Here is a 19,778-nt window from a genome sequence, read left to right as displayed (position 1 = left end):
CTAACCCTAAGCAGACCGGTTGCCCAAAAGCAAAAAAGCCACGAACCTGAGTTCGTGGCTTTTTTGCTTGCCCGCCGTATGCTCGAGCGCAAAGCGCCTGGCAACACGACGGTTCGCGGCAAGCCCGCTGGAGACAAGCTCCGTGCGGGCATCGCGCGAATGCAGCTTAGTTGCTCGCGCCCGAAGCCGGAGCAGCAGCCGAAGCGCCTGCGTCCGAAGCAGCAGCGCCAGCGTCCGAAGCAGCAGCGGTAGCCGAAGCAGCAGCGTCGCTCGCAGCAGCGGCAGCGCCCGAAGCAGCAGCAGCAGCGTCCGAAGCGGCAGCAGCCGGTGCCGAAGCAGCGGTTGCGTCGCTAGCCGGCGCAGCAGCTTGGTCGCTGCTCTTGTTGCACGCAGCGAGTGCAACGGCTGCCAGCAGGGATGCTACGAGGAGGGATTTCTTCATGATCACGTCCTTTTATGGTTAAAGGTAAGCAACAGCGCAAAATAATACCGGTAATGTGCCCCAACACCGACCTGAGCCGCTGGTGGAGACGCACTGCAAGAGCGTGAATCTTCCCTACGGCCTGGGCGGGAATTATAGGCACTTTCGTATCGACCGTCGACAAATCCGGGGACAATACGTTGTCTTTCTCATACAAGCACTATATTAGTACGGAATAACAGCCTGGAGCGCTCAGGCAAGCACCCCCACCCGTATCCAGCCCGCACAATACCATTCGTGCAGCAACGCTGTCATTGACGAATCGTGCGAGAGTGTTACAAAGCGTTTCCCGTCCATCGAGCGGTTGTCGGCGAATGCCGGCAGCCACTTTCTCGACTCTCTGAGCAAGTACTGTTCCCCGTTCAGGTAGTACGAGCGCGCATCGTAAAGCAGGATCGTCCGCCGGTCGAGTACCAGGCCGCTTTTTGCTGCCTGCGCGACAAATCTTGCCTCGTTCAGCGGCCGCTCGGGGGCGTCGAAGACGACATTCGACTTCGGTTCGCTCAACCACGAGCCCACGAAGGAAGATACATCAGCTTCGCTCCAGCGTACTTTTGCGAGCACATCCCCCACGCGTGACACCAGTGCCGGCGGTAACTGCGCCGGGTGCTCGACAGCCGGCTGGTCCGGGTCGCGATAGAGCGCCGGCGTGGCCGGCGCCCGGTCCGTGCCGCGCTCGGCGAGCCAGTAGAGGAACTGGCTCGTGAGCTCCGACGTGGAAGGAGAACGAAAGCCGATCGAGCAGGTCATGCACTCGCCTTCGGCGACACCATCGTGCGCGATGTGCGGTGGCAGATAGAGCATGTCGCCGGGCTCGAGCACCCATTCCTCTTCCGGCTCGAAGTTTGCAAGGATCTTCAGCGGCAGGCCTTCTTCTAGCGACAGGTCGCGTTGCGCGCCGATGCGCCAGCGCCGCTTGCCATGAACCTGCAACAGAAAGACGTCGTAGGAATCGAAGTGCGGGCCCACGCCGCCGCCGTCCGATGCGTACGAGATCATGAGGTCGTCGAGGCGCGCGTCCGGCGCAAAGCGAAAGCGTTCGAGCAGCGCGCGCGCCCGGTCGTCGTGCAGGTCGGCGCCTTGCACGAGCAGCGTCCACTGGCGCGTGTTGGGCGAGGGCAACTCGTCGGGCGAGAACGGCCCGTGCTCGAGCGCCCAGTGGCGTCGGAAATGCGTGATGAGCCGCGATTCGACGTCGTCGCTGTCGGCGAGCGCGAAGAGTTCGTCGCGTGCGAGCGGCGCTTCGATGTCGGGTATCGCCTGGCGGATCAGGAGCGGCTTTTTCTGCCAGTATCGCTTCATGAACTGCGCCGGGGTGAGGCCGCCGAGGAGCGGGGCCGGTTCATCGGGCGCAGGACGTGCCGGAACGGGTGGGGTGTGCCGCTTGCGGGCATGCACCGCGTGGTCTGGGGACCGCTTGGGCATCGTATAATGTGGGCTGTATTCTGGAGGATCGAATGAAAATCGCAAAGGACACCGTCGTGTCGGTCGCTTACAAGCTATCGGATGCGCAGGGCAATCTGATCGAGGAGAGCGACGAGCCGATGGTCTATCTGCACGGCGGCTATGATGGCACGTTCCCCAAGATCGAGGAAGTGCTGGACGGGCAGGAGCCGGGCTTCGAGACCCAGATCCAGCTCGACCCGCAGGACGCTTTCGGGGAGTACGATCCCGAGCTTGTGAAGATCGAGCCGCGCAACCGTTTCCCGGAGCCGCTCGAAGTCGGCATGCAGTTCGAAGGCACGCCTGAAGAAGGCGACGAAGATCTCGACACGCTCATCTATACCGTCACGGACGTGGCTGAAGACAAGGTCGTGCTCGACGGCAATCACCCGCTCGCCGGCATGGCGCTGCGCTTTGCGCTGACCGTCAAGGAAGTGCGCGAAGCAACTGAAGACGAGATCGAGCACGAACACGCCCACGGCGCGGACGGCCTCGAAGTCGTCGACGAGGACGAAGAGGAAGACGACGGCGAAGCCGGTTCGAAACCTACGCTCCACTAAGCTTTATCGATCTCCGGCGCCGGCGGGTGCAAGTTCTCCGCCGGCGTGCCGGACGCCAGGCGCGGCGTGTTGCCCGCGCCCTTCGGCGACCTACTGATTCCAGGGCATGGGCTTGACCGAGGGCTGCAGAGCGGGCGAGGCATCCGGAGGATTCGGCACGCCCGGCTGCGGCGCGGGCATCGGGGCAGGCGCTGTGCCGCTGGCCGCCGACGCTCCGGCTTCTGGCTCTACGTCCGGTGCCTGCGGCATGCCGGGAATTTCCGTGACATCGGGCATCGACGACACCTCGGGCATCGCGGGCGTTTCGGGTCCGGGTTCGCTGCTGTCCGGCAAGAGCGGCGGCAGCGTCGGCGGCAACAGCGGCAGGTGCTTCGGGACGTCGCGCATGCTCACGCGCAGCGGCGTGCGGCGCGTCATGTCGGCATCGATCTGCAACCACTGGATGAGCGGCTCGCGCAACGCGACTTCGATGCGCGTGACGTTCGCAATCCTCGCTCCCTTGTCGTTGCGCAGCGGCTGATCGATCGCGAAGCCGTGCGCAAGCTTCTCGTCGGCGGTGTGCACGAGCACGACGGGACCGCGGAATGTATCGGCCAGCTTCACGAGGCTGCGTTTGAATTCGAGATACCCATCGCGCGGACGATGCCCGAAGCGCAGCCAGGCGAAGCGGTCGGACCGCTCCTCGCGCTCGGCGAACGGGTCGGCTTCGATGAAGATGACGATCGCGCGCGCGTTGCGGCGTTTTGCATATTCGGCGGCGTGTTCGAGCCAGAAGCCGTTGGCGATCACGCGGTCTTCGAACTCGCCGTTGCGTCCGCCCGCGTTCAGATAGTGGTTGTTGCCATCGGGCACGTTGAGCGCGACGAATACCGTGTCGCCCAGTTGCCAGCGCACGTTTTCACGGTAAGGCCGGAATCGCGAGACCTCGCTTTCGCGCGTGAGCGTGAACGGATTCTGGCCGAGTGTGGAGGGATCGGAGAAGAACGTCTGGCGTAGCAGGTCGAGACGTTCGACCGGGTCCCACGCGCCCGAACCGTTCGCCCCGCAACTGGCCCAGTCGCGCTGGCCCGGCACGAAGACAAGCGCCGGGCGCGAGGCTTCGAGCAGCGTGCGGCGGCGATCGTAGAGCGAGTCCGAGCAGGTCTCGCTGCTGCCCTTGAGGTTGCCGTCGTACACCACGAATGCGTTTTGCGGATCGCGGCCAATGGCGTCGATGAGGCGTTGCGCCGCGGGTTCGTCGGCTTGTGACGTGACGACGTTCGCGATGACCGCAAACGCGTAGCGCGGCGTTTGCGCGTGTGCAACCGGCGCCCACAGCGCCGATAGCCCCAACGGCAGCGTAAAGACGCAGGCCGCCGCGAGGCCGAGCCAGGTCCGGCGGCAACGCGATGCGCCGCCGCCCCGGCGCGCGGCCCGCGGCGCCGGTCCAGGCGTCGTGCTGCGACGCTCAGTGCTTCGCGTCCGGCGCCGTGGCCAGCTCATGCAGTTCGTACAGCAGATCGAGCGCCTCGCGCGGACGCAACTCGTTCGGGTCGAGCGCGCGCAGCCGTTCGGCCACGAGCGCGGCCGAAGGATCCTGCGGGCTGGGCGCCTCTTCTGCCTCGAGCGTGGCGTCGTCGTCGGCGAGCGATGCGGCGAACAGATCGAGCTGCGGCGTGGGCTGGCCTGCCGAGAGCTGCTCGAGATAGACGAGATGCTTGCGGGCCGCGCGAATCACGGGCGCCGGTACGCCTGCAAGCTGGGCCACCTGCAGCCCGTAGCTCTGGTTGGCCGGACCTTCCTGCACGGCGTGCAGGAACACGATGCCATGGCCATGCTCGACCGCCGAAAGATGCACGTTCGCCGCCTGCGGGAATTCCGCGGGCAATTGCGTCAGCTCGAAGTAGTGCGTGGCAAAGAGCGTATGGCAGCCGTTGCTTGCGAGCAGATGGCGCGCGATGGCCCATGCGAGCGCGAGCCCGTCGAACGTCGAGGTGCCGCGCCCGATCTCGTCCATCAGCACGAGACTCTGCGGTGTCGCATCGTTGAGGATCGCGGCCGCTTCGGTCATCTCGACCATGAAGGTCGAGCGGCCGCCGGCGAGATCGTCGGCGGCGCCGATACGCGTGAAGATACGGTCGATCGGGCCAAAGCGCGCGCGCTTCGCGGGCACGTAGCTGCCCACGTAGGCGAGCAGCGCGATCAACGCGGTCTGGCGCATGAATGTGGACTTACCGCCCATGTTCGGGCCGGTGATGAGAAGCAGCTTGCGATCGGCGGTGAGCGTGCAGTCGTTCGCGATGAACTGCTCGACCTGCGCCTCCACGACCGGATGGCGGCCTTGTTCGATCTCGATGCCGGGCGCCTCCGAAAACTCGGGTGCGCTCCAGTCGAGCGCACGGGCGCGCTCCGCAAACGCGGCAAGCAGATCGAGCTCGGCGAGCGCCGCGGCGACGCGCTGGCAGTCCGCAATGAACGGCAGAAGCGATTGCAGCAGCGTGTCGTAGAGCGCCTTCTCGCGCGAGAGCGCACGCTCCTGGGCGGAGAGCGCCTTGTCTTCGAACGTCTTCAGTTCGGGCGTGATGTAGCGTTCCGCGTTCTTGAGCGTCTGCCGGCGGCGATAGTCGTCGGGCACCTTGTCGGTCTGGCCGCGCGTGACTTCAATATAGAAGCCGTGGACCTTGTTGTATTCCACGCGCAGATTGCCGATGCCGGTGCGCGTGCGCTCGCGGGTTTCGAGGTCGAGCAGGAACTGGCCGCAGTTCTCCGACATGTCGCGCAGCTCGTCGAGCTCGGCGTCGTAGCCGCGTGCGATCACGCCGCCGTCGCGCACCATCGCGGCGGGTTCGGGCGCCACGGCGCGTTGCAGCAGGTCGGCGCAGCCGGCGGGCGGCTCCAGCGCTTCGGCGATATGCACGAGCGAGAGCGCGGCGCTGGCACCGGTGCTGGAAACGGCGGCGGCCGCTGCAACCTGCTCGCGCAGGGCGGGCAGGGCCGCGAAGGTGTCGCGCAGGCTCGACAGATCGCGCGGACGCGCCGAGAGCAGCGCGAGCCGGCCGGTGATGCGCTCGACGTCGGCGATCTGGCGCAGCGTGGCGCGCAGCGCATCGACACTGGCGGGCGGTGGTGCTTCGAGCAGCGCGCCGATAGCCTGCTGGCGCAGTTGCGCGATCGACGCGTTGCGCGGCGGATGATGGAGCCAGTGGCGCAGCAGGCGGCTGCCCATCGCCGTACTGCAGGTGTCGAGCAGCGAGCAGAGCGTGGGCGATTCGGTGCCGCGCAGCGTTTCCGTGAGTTCGAGATTGCGCCGCGTGGCGGGGTCGAGGCCGATGTATTCCGACTCGACTTCCACTCTCAGGCTGCGCACGTGGCGCAACTGCTGGCCTTGCGTGGCCGCCGCGTAGAGCAGCAGGGCGCCTGCGGCGCCGCACGCGCTCGTAAGCGCCTGCGCGCCGAAACCGTCGAGACTCGCCACGTCGAGCTGGTCGCACAGGCGCTGCTTGCCCGAAGTGACGTCGAAGTGCCACGCCGGCACGCGCGTGAGCGCGCCCGGGTTCGACCCGGATGCGGCGGGCGGTGCCCAGCCCGCCGATTCCGCGGGCAGTTCGGCCACGAGAATTTCCGCGGGGCGAATACGCTCGAAGGCGGCTGCGACCTGCTCCGGTGCGACCTCTGCGAGGCGCAGCGCGCCGCTCGCGAGATTGAGCCACGCGAGGCCCACGTTCACCGCCACGCCGCGCCGGTTGTGGCCCGGGCAGACGGCCATCAGATAGACGTCGTTCTTGTCGGAGAGCAGGGCCGCGTCGGTGAGCGTGCCCGGCGTGACCACGCGCACGACCTTGCGCTCGACCGGCCCTTTCGAGGTGGCCGGGTCGCCGATCTGCTCGCAGATCGCCACCGACTCGCCGAGCTTCACGAGCTTCGCGAGGTATTGCTCCAGGGCGTGGTGCGGCACGCCGGCCATCTTGATTGGCGTGCCCGCCGAAGCGCCGCGCTGCGTGAGCGTGAGGTCGAGCAGGCGCGCGGCCTTTTCGGCGTCGTCGAAGAAGAGCTCGTAGAAGTCGCCCATCCGGTAGAACACGAGCGTGCCCGGGTGTTCGGCCTTGATGCTGAGGTATTGGCGCATCATCGGCGTATGTTGCGCGATGTCGCCTTCGGTATGTGTAGCCATCCTCGGAGTCTTGCTTAAGGTTCAGGGCGTGAGTTTAACCCGCGCCGGGGGCATGTAAACCTGGCCGAACGGCCAGTGCGGACGGCCGATGCTGACGGACAGCGTGAACCACCCGCGCGCTCACTCGTCCACGAGCGCGCGCAGGTCCACCTTGCGCGCGTTCGCGGCGCTGCGCCGCATGGCGAGTGCGATCATCGCGGCGATGAACGTGCCGAACACGACGATGATCCACTGCACCGGCATCTTTGCTGTGAGCAGCAGTGCATAGGCGCCGAGCATCAGCAGCACGGCGAGGTTCTGGTTGAAATTCTGCACCGCGATCGAGTGCCCCGCGGAAAGCAGCGTCGCGCCGCGGTGCTGCAGGAGCGCGTTCATCGGCACGATGAAGAAGCCGGCGAGCGTGCCGAGCAGCACCATCAGCGGATACGCGAACAGCAGATAGAAGGGCAGGATGAAGTGGCCGAAGCGCACGCCTTCGCCTGCCGGGAACAGGCCCTTGTGGTAGAACGCCATCGCCACTGCCACGACGCCGCACAGCACGCCCACGGGCAGCACCCGCAGCGACGCGCGCAGCGACACCCACGCGGCCGCCGCGCCCGCGCCGAGCGCGATGCCGAGCCCCGTCACGCCTTGCATCACGGCTGCCTTCGAGAGCGAGAGGCCGAGATTCGCGTCGGCCCATTTGAGCACCAGCAGTTGCAGCGTGACGGCCGCGCCCCACATGAGCGTCGTGACCCACAGGGCGATCTGCGCGAGCTTGTCGGCCCATAGCACGTTGAAACAGCGCACGAAGTCGGTCACGAGCCGCCGGGGCGCTTTCAGACGGTTCTCGTAGCGCGCGCCGGTGTCGGGAATGCCGAAGTTGATGAGGGCGGCGATCGCATAGGTCACCATCACCGCGAGCATCGCGAGGTCGGCCGACGAGTGAATGAGCGGCAGGGCGTGGTGCGCGACGAAGCGATCGGCGTAGGTGCTCACGAGCGCGCCGCCGAGCATCGTGCCGACGATGGTGGAAAGCACCGTGGCCGATTCGAGCCACGCGTTCGCCATGATGAGCTTCTCGGGCGGCAGCAGTTCAGTGAGGATTCCGTACTTTGCCGGCGAGTACGCCGCCGCGCCGAAGCCCACCACGCCATAGGCGATCATGGGGTGCACGCCCGCGATCATGAGCAGGCAGCCCCCCGCCTTGAGCGCGTTCGAGGCGAACATGACGTGGCGCTTTTGCAGGGCGTCGGCGAAGGCGCCGACGAACGGCGCGAGCACCACATAAGACACCGTGAAGAAGATCTGCAGGAGCGGCGTGACCCAGGCGGGCGAGGCGATCACCGTGAGGAGCGCGATCGCCGCGATCAGCAGCGCGTTGTCGGCAAGCGACGAGACGAACTGCGCTGCGATGATCGTGTAGAAGCCCTTTTTCATCGGATGCGTTCGTGGTGGCGAATGGATAACAAGCAGGGCGAAACAAAAAAGCGGCCGAAGCCGCTCGATTGCGCGGGACCGCGCACAGGCCGCATGGGGCTGGGCCGCACGCGTCGAGTCCCGTTCAGGGCCGGTCCTGTTTCGCTTCCTGTTTCCTCAGGCCGCGTTGATGTGCGTGTACTTCGAAAGGATCGGCACCATTTGCGCGTACACCTTGGGGTTGCCCGCCACCACTTCGCCCACGTGGAGGAAATCCGAGTCGCCCGTGTAGTTGCCGATCAGGCCGCCCGCTTCGGTCACGAGCAGGCCGCCTGCCGCGACGTCCCACGGATTGAGGCCCTGCTCGAAGAAGCCGTCCATGCGGCCGGCCGCGACGTTCGCCAGATCGAGCGCGGCCGCGCCCGGGCGGCGCAGGCCCGCGCAGGCGTGCGTCATTTCGGCGAAGAGCTCGGTGTAGCGCTCGAGGCCGTCTTTTTCGCGGAACGGGAAGCCCGTGCCGATCAGCGAGTCGGCGAGGCGGTCGCGGCGGCCCACGCGGATGCGGCGATCGTTCAGGAACGCGCCGCGGCCGCGCGAGGCGGTGAAGAGGTCGTTGCGCGTCGGGTCGTACACCACGGCCTGGGTCACGATGCCCTTGTGCGCGAGCGCGATCGAGACGCAGTAGTACTGGAAGCCGTGAATGAAGTTGGTGGTGCCGTCGAGCGGATCGATGATCCACTGATATTCGGATTCGTTCTCCGAGAGGCCCGATTCTTCGGCGAGGATGGCGTGATCGGGGTAGGCGGTCTTCAGCGTGTCGATGATGGCCGCTTCCGATGCCTTGTCGACCTCCGTGACGAAATCGTTGTGCTGCTTCTTCGAGACCTGCACGAGGTCGAGGTCGAGCGACGCGCGGTTGATGATCTGTCCGGCGCGGCGCGCGGCCTTGACAGCGATGTTGAGCATGGGATGCATGAGCCTGATCCTTTTTATCCGGCGCTCGCGTGTGACGCGGCGAGCCGGGCTGCAGAAAAGAAAAGCGTCCGACGATGGACAGGGTGCGGCAGCGCGATGCTGCGAGCCCAACCTGTCCCGCCAACGGAGACGAATTGAATAAGAGCGGGGCGCGGGGCAGGGCGGGCCGCAAGGCACCCCGGGCGCAACCGCGCGCGAATTCGCGTATTTTACCCGAGTCCGGGCTCCTGTTGCTGGCGGCGTGGCGCAGGGGGCGTGAGAAGCGTCCCGAACGCCGGATCGGTCGCGATCCGGCGCAGGGGTCGGCCTGTGCGCCGGCCCAGGCCCAGGGCCTCCCGCGCTAAGATACGGCTTTCCTTTCGCTGTCGTTCGAGACTCATCTTGGTGCACCCCGATCTTCACGCCGCCGCGGGCGGCGACGCTCACGAGCCGCTGCGCGGCGGTTTTACCTCCACGCGTTTCGTGCTCGTCGAGCCGAGCCATCCCGGCAATGTCGGTGCGGCGGCGCGCGCGCTCAAGACGATGGGCTTCTCGCGGCTCGTGCTGGTGGCGCCGCGCATCGCTCAGGTGCATCGCGACCCCGAGGCCATCGCCATGGCGAGCGGCGCCGACGACGTGCTGTCCGGCGCCCACATCGTGCCGACGCTGGCCGACGCGCTGACCGGCACGCAATGGTCGCTCGCGCTGACCGCGCGCACCCGCGAGTACGGACCGCCGCCCGGCACGCCGCGCGAGGCGGTGCGCGACGCCTGCCGGCAGGTTTCGACGCATGGCGACATCGCGCTCGTGTTCGGCAACGAGCGCACGGGCCTGTCGAACGACGACGTCGAGCGCTGCAGCGCGCTCGCGCATATTCCCGCCAATCCCGCGTACAGCTCGCTGAATCTGGCGCAGGCCGTGCAGGTGCTCGCCTACGAGTTGCGCCTCGCCTATCTCGCCGGGGCCGACGCGGGCACGCCGCCGCCCGCTTCGGGCGCCGCCGCCGAGGTCGCTGCGGTGGTCTCGCCGCTTGCCACGAGCGACGACATCGAGCGCATGTACGTCCACCTCGAAAACGCGCTGATCGCGCTCGACTTTCTCGATCCGGCGAATCCTAAGAAGCTGATGTCGCGGCTGCGGCGGCTCTTCGCGCGCTCGGGGCTCGAACGCGAGGAGGTCAACATCGTGCGCGGCATCGCCAAACATATCCTTCTGCTCAAGGGCAAGGACGGCAGCCACTGAGATGGCGTGGGTCGGAGTGCGAGGCCCCGACCTTGACGCCATCGGGGGCATCCGGGCGCCCGCCCGCGCATCGCCTACAATCGATCGCACATCATAAGCAAATCAGCGCGCGTGCTTAACGCTTTCCCGCCGGGGGAGGCGAGTTACAGGCACGCAGCCCTCCCCATGACAGCGTGAGCCCCATGTTCAAGAGACTTCGCGAAGACATTGCCACGATCCGCGAGCGCGATCCCGCCGCCCGCAGCGCGTGGGAGGTGCTGACCTGTTATCCGGGCCTGCACGCGCTTGTGCTGCATCGCTTCGCGCACGCCTGCTGGCGCGCGAAGCGGCGCTGGCTCGCGCGCTACATTTCGCAGGTCGCGCGCTTTCTGACCGGCATCGAGATCCACCCGGGCGCGACGCTCGGCCGGCGCGTTTTCATCGACCACGGCATGGGCGTCGTGATCGGCGAAACCGCCGAGGTGGGCGACGACTGCACGATCTACCAGGGCGTGACGCTCGGCGGCACGTCGCTCACGCGCGGCGCGAAACGCCACCCGACGCTTGGGCCCGGCGTGATCGTCGGGGCGGGCGCGAAGGTACTGGGCGGGTTCACCGTGGGCGCGCAGGCCAAGATCGGCTCGAATGCCGTGGTCGTGAAGCCGGTGCCCGCGGGCGCGACGGCGGTGGGCAATCCGGCAAGGATCGTTGCGCCGGCGAAGACCGCTGCACAGCCGCAGGCGAAGGACAAGCCGGCCCGCGAAGCGTTCTGCGCCTACGGCATCACGCCGAATGCCGACGATCCCGTTTCGCTCGCGATTCACGGCCTGATCGATCACGCGTCGCGGCAGACGCAGCGTGTCGATGCGATCGTCGAGGCGCTGGAGAAGCTGGGCACGCGGCTCGAAGCGCTGCACGGCGCCGATGCGGCGCTGGTCGATCTGCGCCGCCTGTCCGCGAGTCTGGAGGGTGAAATGGCCGCGCGCGAAAGCGGCCAGGCGAATCGCAACGAGATGGAGCACGCGCGCATTTAAGGCGCTTGCCTCGCGTCATTCGCGCCGTTCGCGACGAAGCAAAGAATCTGCTCAGTCGCGCTCAATCGCGCTCAGTCGAGCGGCAACATCCTGAACCCTTCCGCGTCGATCCGCAGATAGCCGCCGCGCGGCTTGCCGTGATCGAGGTCCCAGTCCGGCAGCACCCAGCGCGTGCCGCCGGGCTCCTGGTGGCGGGCAGGGCGGTGCGTGTGTCCGTGAATGAGGGTGCCGGCGCGGCTGCGCTTGAAGAGTGCGGCAACGCCGCGCGCCGTCACGTCGTAGTGCGGCAGATACGGGCCTTCGCGGCGCTGCTCGCTCTTGTGGCGCACGTTTTCCGCGAGCGCGTGACGCCAGCGGTACGGCCATGCGAGAAACAGCAGCTGCGCGGCCCGGTTGCGCGCCACCTTGCGAAAGAGCTGATAGCCGCGGTCGTCGGTGCAAAGGGCGTCGCCGTGCGCGAGCGCGATGCGCGTGCCGAACGCCGTGATCGCGATGGGGTCGGGCAGCCAGATTGCGCCCGCCGCCTTCATGAAGCGCTTGCCCATCAGGAAGTCGCGGTTGCCGTGCATGATGTAGAGCGCGATGCCGCGCTCGGAGAGCGTGTGCATCAGCGCGGCCATGCGCGCGGCGAACGGATCGGCGAGCGTGTCGTCGCCGATCCAGTATTCGAAGAGGTCGCCGAGTATGAACACCGAGTCCGCCTGATCGGCGGTGACGCGGATGAAATGCTCGAACGCGGCGACCGTGCGCGGGCAGCGCTCGTTCAGGTGCAGGTCCGAGATGAACAGAAACGGGCGTGCCGCGTGAGGGCGTTTGCCCTCGCCGGGCACGCCCGCAGCGGCGTGTCGAAGTGCCTTTTCCTGCAGCATGAATGAAGCGCGCGTCCCGTGATGTGAGTCGTTACGGTTACTCGACGACGACGGCCTTCTCGATCACGACGTCGTCCATCGGCACGTCCTGATGGAAGCCCTTCGAACCCGTGCGGACCTTCTTGATCTTGTCCACGACGTCGAGGCCGTCGACCACCTTGCCGAACACGGCATAACCCCAGCCCTGCGGCGTGGGCGAGGTGTGGTTCAGGAAGTCGTTGTCGGCGACGTTGATGAAGAACTGGGCGCTCGCCGAATGCGGGTCGTTGGTGCGGGCCATCGCGATCGAGCCGCGCTCGTTCTTCAGACCGTTATTCGCTTCGTTTTCGATGGTGGCGTCGGTGGGCTTTTGTTTCATGCCGGCTTCGAAGCCGCCGCCCTGGATCATGAAGCCGTCGATGACGCGATGGAACACGGTGCCGTCGTAGTGGCCCTTCTTCACGTACTCGAGAAAGTTCGCGACGGTCTTGGGCGCCTTTTCGGCATTGAGTTCGAGCTTGATGACGCCGTGGTTCGTATGCAGTTCGACCATGATGGAATCCTTTGCGTGAGGGTGCCCGGAGTGTTTCGGGGCAGGGGGGAAGGACGGCGCGGCACCGTCACGAGGCGGGGGTCGTGCCCCTCGCGTGTAACGGTGCCGCGCCGCGCGACGAGAGGTAGATTACTTGCCGACGACGCTCGCCGACTCGATCACGATTTCCTTTTGCGGCACGTCGGACATCGGGCCGCGCGTGGTGGTGGGCGCCGCTTCGATCTTCTTCACGACGTCCATGCCCTGGACAACCTTGCCGAACACGGCGTAGCCGTTGCCGTCCGGATTCGGGTAGTCGAGGCCGGCGTTATCCACCGTATTGATGAAGAACTGCGCCGTTGCCGAATCGGGGTCGCTCGTGCGCGCCATCGCGATCGTGCCGGTCATGTTCTTCAGGCCGTTCTTGCTTTCGAGCGGGATCGGCGCGCGCGTGGGCTTCTCGACGAAGCTCGTGGTGTAGCCGCCGCCCTGGATCATGAAGCCGCGAATCACGCGGTGGAAGATCGTGCCGCTGTACTGGCCGGACTTCACGTACTGGAGGAAGTTGTCCACGGTTTTCGGCGCTTTCTCGGGGTAGAGTTCGACGCGAATGTCGCCTTCACTGGTCTTGAAGAGCACCTGCGGATGCGCGGCCTGCGACGGGGAGGCCGATTGCGCAAAGGCGGGCGCGTTCGCGATCAGGGCGGCGCTGCCGAGCGCCAACATCAACCATTTCATGAGTATCCTCGGAAAAGCGAAAACAAGCGGGAAAACGTCGTGCGCCGCGCGGGCCTCGCGCGGCGCGGCTTACTGCGACGGCGCCACGAAAGGCGGCATCGCGAGCGACCCGGAAGGGCCGCCGAACTGGAACGCGGGATTGCTGATCACGGGCGAGGTGCTGATGCTCGTGGCCGCGCCGGTGTCGCTTGCCGCTTCGGCCTGCGCGGCGCGCGGCTTCTTCGCCGAGGCGGGCGGCGAGACGATCTTCTGGAGATCGGCGAGGCGCTGCTGCGTGGCGCCGCTCGCGTGGCCGAGCGCGGTTGCGCGCCGATATGACGCATCGGCCATGCGCAGATACAGATCGCCGAGATTTTCCCACGCGAGACCGTAGGACGGGTTCGCCTTCACCGCCGTCTCCAGCGCGGCGCGGGCGTCGTCGTAGCGGCCTTCCTTCGCGTAGAGCGCGGCGAGGTTGTTGTAGGGCTCGGGCAGTTCGGGGTAGGCCTGCGTGAGTTCGGTGAAGGCCTCGATCGCATCCTGGTCGCGGTTCAGGCGCGCGAGGATGGTCGCGCGCTTGAACTTCGCCTGCACGTCGCGCGGGTTCGACTTGATGCGCGCATCGAGCGCGTCGAGCGCGCTCGCCCAGTTGTGCTGCGCGATGGCGGTGTCCGCCTCGGGCGTGCCGTCCGTCGTTGCGGGAGGCAATGCGAACGCGGCGCGCGCGCCGCCGAACAGGAGCGCAACGCTTGCGAGCGCCGCCGCAGCAAGGGTCGCAGCGCGAGGCGCGCGGCCGCTGGAAGGTTTCATAGGGTGAGGTCGCGGTGTTATACTCCGAGCCATTCTAACAAAAGGTCTGTGCGTTTTCGCCGCGTGCTTGATCCGGCACGGTCCTGTGGGTTTCCGCAGGTTTCTCCAGAGTCCGGGCGCGCCGCGTGAAATGTCAGGCTGTCTTCGCCACTCGTGGCCGTCTCCGCCTCTATCGCAGCCTGAGTGCCGCGGTGCGACGCACCGCCCGGCCGCGATCGGCGCCGTCGCGGATTTTCTTCGGCCCACGTATCCTCCGTCTTTATGGAAGCACTGCGCATCTACAACACGCTCGCGCGTGACAAGCAAGTTTTCGTGCCGCTCGAGCCCGGTGTCGTACGCATGTACGTCTGCGGCATGACGGTGTACGACTACTGTCACGTGGGGCACGCGCGTGTGATGGTGGTGTTCGACGTCGTGCAGCGCTGGCTGCGCGCGCTCGGCTACAACGTGACCTACGTGCGCAACATCACCGACATCGACGACAAGATCATTCGGCGCGCCGTGGAAAACGGCGAGACCATCAAGGCGCTCACCGACCGCTTCATCGACGCACTGCACGAAGACGCGGATGCGCTCGGCATCGCGCGCCCCGACCACGAGCCGCGCGCGACGCAATACATCCCGCAGATGCTCGACATGATCGGCGCGCTCGAGCGCAACGGCTATGCATACCAGGGCTCGGACGGCGACGTGAACTACGCCGTGCGCAAGTTCGCGAACTATGGCGCGCTCTCGGGCAAGTCGATCGAAGACCTGCGCGCGGGCGAACGTGTGGCGGCGAACGATGCCAAGCAGGATCCGCTTGACTTCGTCCTGTGGAAACAGGCAAAACCGCAAGAGCCCGCGGACACGGGCTGGGATTCGAAATACGGACGCGGCCGGCCGGGCTGGCACATCGAATGCTCGGCCATGGGTTGCACATTGCTCGGCGAACATTTCGACATTCACGGCGGTGGCCAGGACCTGCAGTTTCCGCACCACGAGAACGAAATTGCGCAGAGCGAAGGGGCGACGGGCGAGAAGTTCGTCAACTACTGGATGCACAACGGGTTCGTGAATATCGACAACGAGAAGATGTCGAAGTCGCTCGGCAACTTCTTCACGATCCGCGAAGTGCTCGCGAAGTACGACGCGGAAGTGGTGCGCTTCTTTATGGCGCGTGCACACTATCGTTCGCCGCTAAATTACAGCGACGTGCACCTCGACGATGCGCGCAACGCGCTCACGCGTCTGTACACGGCGCTCAAGGACGTGACGCCCGAGGCGGGCGAGCTCGACTGGAACGAGCCGTATGCGCAGCGTTTTCGCACGGCGATGAACGACGACTTCAACACGCCGGTGGCGATTGCCGTGCTGTTCGAACTCGCCACCGAGGTGAACCGCACGCGCGATGCCGTGCTCGCGCGCCAGTTGCAGCGTCTTGCGCGCGTGATCGGCTTGCTCGTGCGCGAGCCGCGCGTGTTCCTGCAGCAGGGTGCGGGTGCAGACGAGGCCGGGGCGCTCGACGTCGGCGCGATCGAAGCGAAGATCGCCGCGCGTCTTGCCGCCAAGCTGGCGAAGCAGTATGCGGAGGCGGACCGGATCCGGGCCGAGCTGCTCGAAGCCGGTGTCGCGCTCGAAGACAAACCGGGCGGATTGACGGAGTGGCGCCGCGTCTGAAGCGGCGGGTTCCAACCACTAATCGATTCGCGAGGCAGGAGGCAGGATGGCAATGGCCACGAAGACGCAGGCCAGGCGGTCTGCGTCGCTAACGGGCGCGGTGGGCGCGGCAGGCAAGCGCACCGCGCGCGGCACCGCTGCGGCGCAGGCTGCAAAGGCGGCAAAGAGCGGGTTCGACGGCAAGGCGGCGCCGGGCAAACGCACTGCCGCGAAGTCGACCCAAAGCGTGACGAACGGCAATGGCGCGGCGAGACCCGCGCCTAAACGGGCAACCGCGCGGGCAACCACGCAGGCAGCCGTGCAGGCAGCCGTGCAGGCAGGCGCGAAATCGGCGCGCATGAAGGCGAACGGCGTGCACGTCGCGCTCGACGCAGAAACGCTGCATGCCGTGCCTGCGGTGCAGCCCGACGGCGCGGCCACGCTCGATGCAGCGGAGCTCGCCGCGGCATCGTCGGGCGCGCTCGAACTCGAAGTGCAGCGTCCCGATTACTGGGAGCGTGCCTGCGCCGATCTCGTCAAGCGCGACCGCATCCTCAAGAAGCTGATTCCGAAGTTCGGCCCCGTGCATCTGCTGAGCCGCGACGATCCGTTCGTCACGCTCGCGCGCTCGGTGGTCGGCCAGCAGGTTTCCACGGCCGCGGCCCAGGCGCTCTGGCAGAAGGTGGAAGACGCGTGCCCGAAGCTCGTGCCGCAGCAGTTCCTCAAGCTCGGCCATGAAAAGCTCGCTGCATGCGGGCTCTCGAAGCGCAAGACGGAGTACATCCTCGATCTCGCGCAGCACTTCGTTTCCGGTGCGCTGCACGTGGGCAAGTGGACCTCGATGGACGACGAAGCCGTGATCGCGGAGCTCACGCAGATCCGCGGCATCGGCCGCTGGACCGCCGAGATGTTCCTGATCTTCAATCTCGCGCGCCCGAACGTGCTGCCGCTCGACGACCTCGACCTCATCCGCGCGATCAGCGTCAACTATTTCAGCGGCGAGCCGGTCACGCGCAGCGAGGCGCGCGAAGTCGCCGCCAACTGGGAGCCGTGGCGCACGGTCGCGACCTGGTACATGTGGCGCAGCCTCGAGCCCGCCTGAACGACGCGGACGGCGTTCGCCGCGGCCCGTCGGAGGGCCGCCGGGCGGGCGCCGCGCCGGTTTTGCCCCTATTTGAGCCTCCCGAAGTCGCCCGAGACTTTGGCTATCGAGTGTGTGCGGTCGATAGATCAGAGGCGATTTCGACGTTGTCAGTCGCGGTTAGAATACGCGCTGCCGGTAAGTGCAAGGATTCCACCACATGAAAACCACGTTTCTGGATTTCGAACAGCCGATCGCTGAACTCGAAGCGAAAATCGAAGAACTGCGCTTCGTTCAGGACGATTCGGCCGTCGATATTTCGGAAGAGATCGACCGGCTCTCGAAGAAGAGCCAGCAGCTCACGAAGGACCTCTACGCGAACCTGAACCCGTGGCAGGTTTCGCAGATCGCGCGTCATCCGCAGCGCCCGTACACGCTCGACTACATACACGAACTCTTCACCGACTTTCACGAACTGCACGGCGACCGCGCCTTCTCGGACGACCTGTCGATCGTCGGCGGCCTTGCGCGTTTCAACGGCCAGGCCTGCATGGTGATCGGCCAGCAAAAGGGCCGCGACACGAAGGAGCGCGCCGCGCGCAACTTCGGCATGCCGCGCCCCGAAGGCTACCGCAAGGCCGAGCGCCTGATGCGTCTGGCCGAGAAGTTCGGTCTGCCGATCTTCTCGTTCGTCGATACCCCGGGCGCGTATCCCGGCATCGGCGCGGAAGAGCGCGGTCAGTCGGAGGCGATCGGCCACAATCTTTACGTGATGGCCGAACTCAAGACGCCGCTCATCACGACGATCATCGGCGAAGGCGGTTCGGGCGGCGCGCTCGCGATTGCCGTGGCCGACACCGTGCTGATGCTGCAATTCTCGACCTATTCGGTGATCTCGCCGGAAGGCTGTGCGTCGATCCTGTGGAAGAGCGCAGCGAAGGCGCCGGAAGCCGCGGAAGCCCTTGGCCTCACTGCACACCGCCTGAAGGCGCTGGGTCTCATCGACAAGATCGTCAACGAGCCGCTTGGCGGCGCGCATCGCGATCCCAAGGGCATGGCCGCGCTGCTGCGCCGTGCGCTTTCCGACTCGCTGCGCCAGTTCCAGGGCATGAGCATTGCCGACCTGAAGGAGCGCCGCTTCGAGCGCCTGATGGCCTACGGCAAGTTCAAGGAAACGACGCCGGGCGCGTAACGCCTCGCGTCTGATCGAGGGGCGCGCGAGCGCCTTCCTCTCAATGAACGCCCATTCCGATTCCGACGCCGGGCGCATCGTTCTCGATGCGCTCGGCGTCGTGCTTTCCACGCTCCCCGACGACAGCCGCGTTGCGATTGCCTATAGCGGCGGCCTCGACTCGTCCGTGCTGCTCGATGCGGCCGTGCGCGCGGCGGGTCCATCGCGCTGCGTGGCGTTGCACGTGCATCACGGCTTGAGTCCGAATGCCGATGCCTGGCTCCTGCATTGTGCTGCGACGGCGCGCACGCTTGGCGTGCGCTTCGACGCGCAGCGCGTGGAGGTCGCACAGGATGCGGCAGCGGGCGTGGAGGCGGCGGCGCGCGACGCACGTTATCGCGCGCTCGAAACGATGTGTGCCGCTCACGGCGCGCAGTCGTTGTGGCTCGCACAGCATGCCGACGATCAGGCCGAGACGGTGCTGCTGCAGTTGCTGCGCGGCGCGGGTCTGGCGGGCCTGGCGGCGATGGCGCCGGCGCGCGCGCCGGCGGGTGGCGTGCCGCGTGTGCGGCCGCTGCTGTCATTGTTGCGCGTGCAACTGGAGCAGTACGCGAGCGCGTATGGCCTGCACTGGATCGACGACGAATCCAACGCCGATACGCGCTACGCACGCAATGCGCTGCGTCACGACGTGATGCCGGCGCTGAGCGCGCATTTCCCCGGCTTTCGCGACACACTCGCGCGCACGGCGTCGCACGCGGCGTCGGCGCAGCGGTTGCTCGACGCGCTTGCGCAGATCGACCTCGCGCAGCTGGCAACCGGCGACGACGGCAAGTCGCTGGCACACGAACAACTGCTCGCACTCGACGACGAACGCGCGCTCAACGCGCTGCGTTACTGGATGCGCGCGCTCGGTCTGCCGGCGGCTTCGAGCGCGCGCGTTGCCGACGCGTTGCGTCAGTTGCGCGAGATCGCGCGCGCAGGGTCCGCGAATGCGGGCGACCATGCGCTACGTATCGATCACGCGGGGTGGCGGCTGCGCTGCTATCGCGGCGCGATCTTCTGGGAGAAGGTGCGCGAGGCCGAAGCGCCGCGCGTGGCGCGCCAGCCGGCCGAGCTGGTCTGGCGCGGTGAGGAAGTCTGGCGTCTGCCGGCCTGGCGCGGCTCTTTTGTCTTCGCCCATAGCGATGCAGGCGATCCCGATGCGGTGCCCGAAGCCCTGCTGGCACGTGAGCCTCTCGTGGCGCGCGAACGCAGCGGGGGAGAGCGCGTGCGGGATGCCGGCGCGGGGGTGAGCCGCACGCTCAAGCACGTGTTCCAGGCGCACGGCATCCCCGCGTGGGAGCGCGACGTGCCGCTCTTGTACAGCGGCGAGACGCTGCTGTTCGTTCCGCACATAGGCGTGAATCGCGCGGCGTTTGCCGATTGGGACGCTGCGGCCGATATGCAGTCGCCCAGCGGGAACTGGCGCCGCATTGAATGGCGCGAGGATCTTCTAATCGCGTGAAGGGCCTGAATGTTCGGGCCCGATTTTCATGAAAGCAGTTGGCGCGAATACAGAACAGGGGCTCGATCGATGGGGCCATTTCGCGCAAATCCTTGCTGCACAAGCCTTTTTTGCCTATGTCCGCCCACTTCCAGCTTGTAATTTCGGCCCCGATCGGGTAGGGTATTTCGTTTGCCCAGCCCGTTTCCCGCATTCACGGGTGCCGCCAAAAGCAGCACCGATGTGGCGTCCGC

General features: G+C 66.6%; 17 protein-coding genes. 7 read left to right on the top strand and 10 right to left on the bottom strand.

Translation table 11 applies throughout. The features are described from left to right. Window positions 1-166 precede the first annotated feature (166 nt). Window positions 167-442 (bottom strand): hypothetical protein, encoded by a 276-nt coding sequence (locus U5760_RS19885; RefSeq protein ID WP_322013998.1) that lies wholly within the window; start codon window positions 440-442, stop codon window positions 167-169. Window positions 443-673: 231 nt separating this feature from the next. Beyond that, entirely contained in the window at window positions 674-1,906 is a 1,233-nt protein-coding gene (locus tag U5760_RS19880; RefSeq protein WP_322013997.1) for a cupin domain-containing protein, read from the bottom strand. Window positions 1,907-1,938: 32 nt separating this feature from the next. On the opposite strand from U5760_RS19880, the gene U5760_RS19875 reads away from it, so the two are divergent. Next, window positions 1,939-2,484 (top strand): peptidylprolyl isomerase, encoded by a 546-nt coding sequence (locus tag U5760_RS19875; RefSeq protein WP_322013996.1) that lies wholly within the window; start codon window positions 1,939-1,941, stop codon window positions 2,482-2,484. 90 nt (window positions 2,485-2,574) lie between these two features. On the opposite strand, the gene U5760_RS19870 is transcribed toward U5760_RS19875, so the two are convergent. The 4 genes from U5760_RS19870 to U5760_RS19855 all read right to left on the bottom strand — a co-directional run bounded on the left by U5760_RS19870 (window position 2,575) and on the right by U5760_RS19855 (window position 9,007). Further along, on the bottom strand, window positions 2,575-3,966 hold the full coding sequence (locus U5760_RS19870) for a hypothetical protein (RefSeq protein WP_322013995.1): 1,392 nt from the start codon (window positions 3,964-3,966) through the stop codon (window positions 2,575-2,577). Next, window positions 3,932-6,634, bottom strand: a complete 2,703-nt coding sequence (mutS, locus tag U5760_RS19865) for a DNA mismatch repair protein MutS (protein WP_322013994.1) — start codon at window positions 6,632-6,634, stop codon at window positions 3,932-3,934. Before mutS ends, U5760_RS19870 begins: the two co-directional genes overlap by 35 nt. Before the next feature lie 120 nt (window positions 6,635-6,754). Further along, entirely contained in the window at window positions 6,755-8,053 is a 1,299-nt protein-coding gene (gene lplT, locus U5760_RS19860; protein WP_322013993.1) for a lysophospholipid transporter LplT, read from the bottom strand. Between the two features lie 156 nt (window positions 8,054-8,209). Next, window positions 8,210-9,007 (bottom strand): inositol monophosphatase family protein, encoded by a 798-nt coding sequence (locus U5760_RS19855; protein WP_322013992.1) that lies wholly within the window; start codon window positions 9,005-9,007, stop codon window positions 8,210-8,212. Window positions 9,008-9,388: 381 nt separating this feature from the next. On the opposite strand from U5760_RS19855, the gene U5760_RS19850 reads away from it, so the two are divergent. Both U5760_RS19850 and cysE read left to right on the top strand, forming a co-directional pair. Further along, window positions 9,389-10,228 carry an RNA methyltransferase gene (locus U5760_RS19850; protein WP_322013991.1) on the top strand — a complete coding sequence of 280 codons (840 nt, stop codon included), beginning with the start codon at window positions 9,389-9,391 and terminating at the stop codon, window positions 10,226-10,228. A 182-nt stretch (window positions 10,229-10,410) separates the two neighbouring features. After that, a complete protein-coding gene (gene cysE, locus U5760_RS19845; RefSeq protein WP_322013990.1) occupies window positions 10,411-11,241 on the top strand; it encodes a serine O-acetyltransferase in 831 nt (276 codons plus the stop codon). A gap of 71 nt (window positions 11,242-11,312) precedes the next feature. Here cysE and U5760_RS19840 read toward each other — a convergent pair whose 3' ends face one another. The 4 genes from U5760_RS19840 to U5760_RS19825 all read right to left on the bottom strand — a co-directional run bounded on the left by U5760_RS19840 (window position 11,313) and on the right by U5760_RS19825 (window position 14,148). Further along, complete coding sequence (locus tag U5760_RS19840) at window positions 11,313-12,110, bottom strand: UDP-2,3-diacylglucosamine diphosphatase (protein WP_322013989.1); 798 nt, start codon at window positions 12,108-12,110, stop codon at window positions 11,313-11,315. Between the two features lie 37 nt (window positions 12,111-12,147). After that, window positions 12,148-12,642 (bottom strand): peptidylprolyl isomerase, encoded by a 495-nt coding sequence (locus U5760_RS19835; RefSeq protein ID WP_322013988.1) that lies wholly within the window; start codon window positions 12,640-12,642, stop codon window positions 12,148-12,150. A gap of 129 nt (window positions 12,643-12,771) precedes the next feature. Continuing rightward, window positions 12,772-13,359 (bottom strand): peptidylprolyl isomerase, encoded by a 588-nt coding sequence (locus U5760_RS19830; RefSeq protein ID WP_322013987.1) that lies wholly within the window; start codon window positions 13,357-13,359, stop codon window positions 12,772-12,774. A gap of 69 nt (window positions 13,360-13,428) precedes the next feature. Further along, entirely contained in the window at window positions 13,429-14,148 is a 720-nt protein-coding gene (locus U5760_RS19825; RefSeq protein ID WP_322013986.1) for a tetratricopeptide repeat protein, read from the bottom strand. 261 nt (window positions 14,149-14,409) lie between these two features. On the opposite strand from U5760_RS19825, the gene cysS reads away from it, so the two are divergent. From cysS to tilS, 4 genes are all read left to right on the top strand, one after another. Continuing rightward, window positions 14,410-15,807 carry a cysteine--tRNA ligase gene (gene cysS / locus U5760_RS19820; RefSeq protein WP_322013985.1) on the top strand — a complete coding sequence of 466 codons (1,398 nt, stop codon included), beginning with the start codon at window positions 14,410-14,412 and terminating at the stop codon, window positions 15,805-15,807. A 46-nt stretch (window positions 15,808-15,853) separates the two neighbouring features. Continuing rightward, window positions 15,854-16,888 carry a DNA-3-methyladenine glycosylase gene (locus U5760_RS19815; protein WP_322013984.1) on the top strand — a complete coding sequence of 345 codons (1,035 nt, stop codon included), beginning with the start codon at window positions 15,854-15,856 and terminating at the stop codon, window positions 16,886-16,888. 199 nt (window positions 16,889-17,087) lie between these two features. Further along, entirely contained in the window at window positions 17,088-18,059 is a 972-nt protein-coding gene (locus tag U5760_RS19810; protein WP_322013983.1) for an acetyl-CoA carboxylase carboxyltransferase subunit alpha, read from the top strand. A 43-nt stretch (window positions 18,060-18,102) separates the two neighbouring features. Beyond that, the gene (tilS, locus tag U5760_RS19805) at window positions 18,103-19,545 is read left to right on the top strand and encodes a tRNA lysidine(34) synthetase TilS (RefSeq protein WP_322013982.1); all 1,443 of its coding nucleotides are present in this window, start codon (window positions 18,103-18,105) and stop codon (window positions 19,543-19,545) included. Window positions 19,546-19,778: the final 233 nt, after the last annotated feature.

Origin of the sequence: Paraburkholderia sp. J12, assembly GCF_905220215.1 — a bacterium.
GTDB lineage: Bacteria > Pseudomonadota > Gammaproteobacteria > Burkholderiales > Burkholderiaceae > Paraburkholderia.
The sequence above is the reverse complement of the archived record's forward strand: the minus strand, read 5'-3'. Positions and strand labels throughout refer to the sequence as shown.

Excerpts from the sequence above, each read along its gene's own strand:
- U5760_RS19885 (WP_322013998.1), bottom strand. The coding sequence starts at position 442 with ATGAAGAAATCCCTCCTCGTAGCATCCCTGCTGGCAGCCGTTGCACTC.
- U5760_RS19880 (WP_322013997.1), bottom strand. The coding sequence starts at position 1,906 with ATGCCCAAGCGGTCCCCAGACCACGCGGTGCATGCCCGCAAGCGGCAC.
- U5760_RS19875 (WP_322013996.1), top strand. The coding sequence starts at position 1,939 with ATGAAAATCGCAAAGGACACCGTCGTGTCGGTCGCTTACAAGCTATCG.
- U5760_RS19870 (WP_322013995.1), bottom strand. The coding sequence starts at position 3,966 with ATGAGCTGGCCACGGCGCCGGACGCGAAGCACTGAGCGTCGCAGCACG.
- mutS (WP_322013994.1), bottom strand. The coding sequence starts at position 6,634 with ATGGCTACACATACCGAAGGCGACATCGCGCAACATACGCCGATGATG.
- lplT (WP_322013993.1), bottom strand. The coding sequence starts at position 8,053 with ATGAAAAAGGGCTTCTACACGATCATCGCAGCGCAGTTCGTCTCGTCG.
- U5760_RS19855 (WP_322013992.1), bottom strand. The coding sequence starts at position 9,007 with ATGCATCCCATGCTCAACATCGCTGTCAAGGCCGCGCGCCGCGCCGGA.
- cysE (WP_322013990.1), top strand. The coding sequence starts at position 10,411 with ATGTTCAAGAGACTTCGCGAAGACATTGCCACGATCCGCGAGCGCGAT.
- U5760_RS19840 (WP_322013989.1), bottom strand. The coding sequence starts at position 12,110 with ATGCTGCAGGAAAAGGCACTTCGACACGCCGCTGCGGGCGTGCCCGGC.
- U5760_RS19835 (WP_322013988.1), bottom strand. The coding sequence starts at position 12,642 with ATGGTCGAACTGCATACGAACCACGGCGTCATCAAGCTCGAACTCAAT.
- U5760_RS19830 (WP_322013987.1), bottom strand. The coding sequence starts at position 13,359 with ATGAAATGGTTGATGTTGGCGCTCGGCAGCGCCGCCCTGATCGCGAAC.
- U5760_RS19825 (WP_322013986.1), bottom strand. The coding sequence starts at position 14,148 with ATGAAACCTTCCAGCGGCCGCGCGCCTCGCGCTGCGACCCTTGCTGCG.
- cysS (WP_322013985.1), top strand. The coding sequence starts at position 14,410 with ATGGAAGCACTGCGCATCTACAACACGCTCGCGCGTGACAAGCAAGTT.
- U5760_RS19815 (WP_322013984.1), top strand. The coding sequence starts at position 15,854 with ATGGCAATGGCCACGAAGACGCAGGCCAGGCGGTCTGCGTCGCTAACG.
- U5760_RS19810 (WP_322013983.1), top strand. The coding sequence starts at position 17,088 with ATGAAAACCACGTTTCTGGATTTCGAACAGCCGATCGCTGAACTCGAA.
- tilS (WP_322013982.1), top strand. The coding sequence starts at position 18,103 with ATGAACGCCCATTCCGATTCCGACGCCGGGCGCATCGTTCTCGATGCG.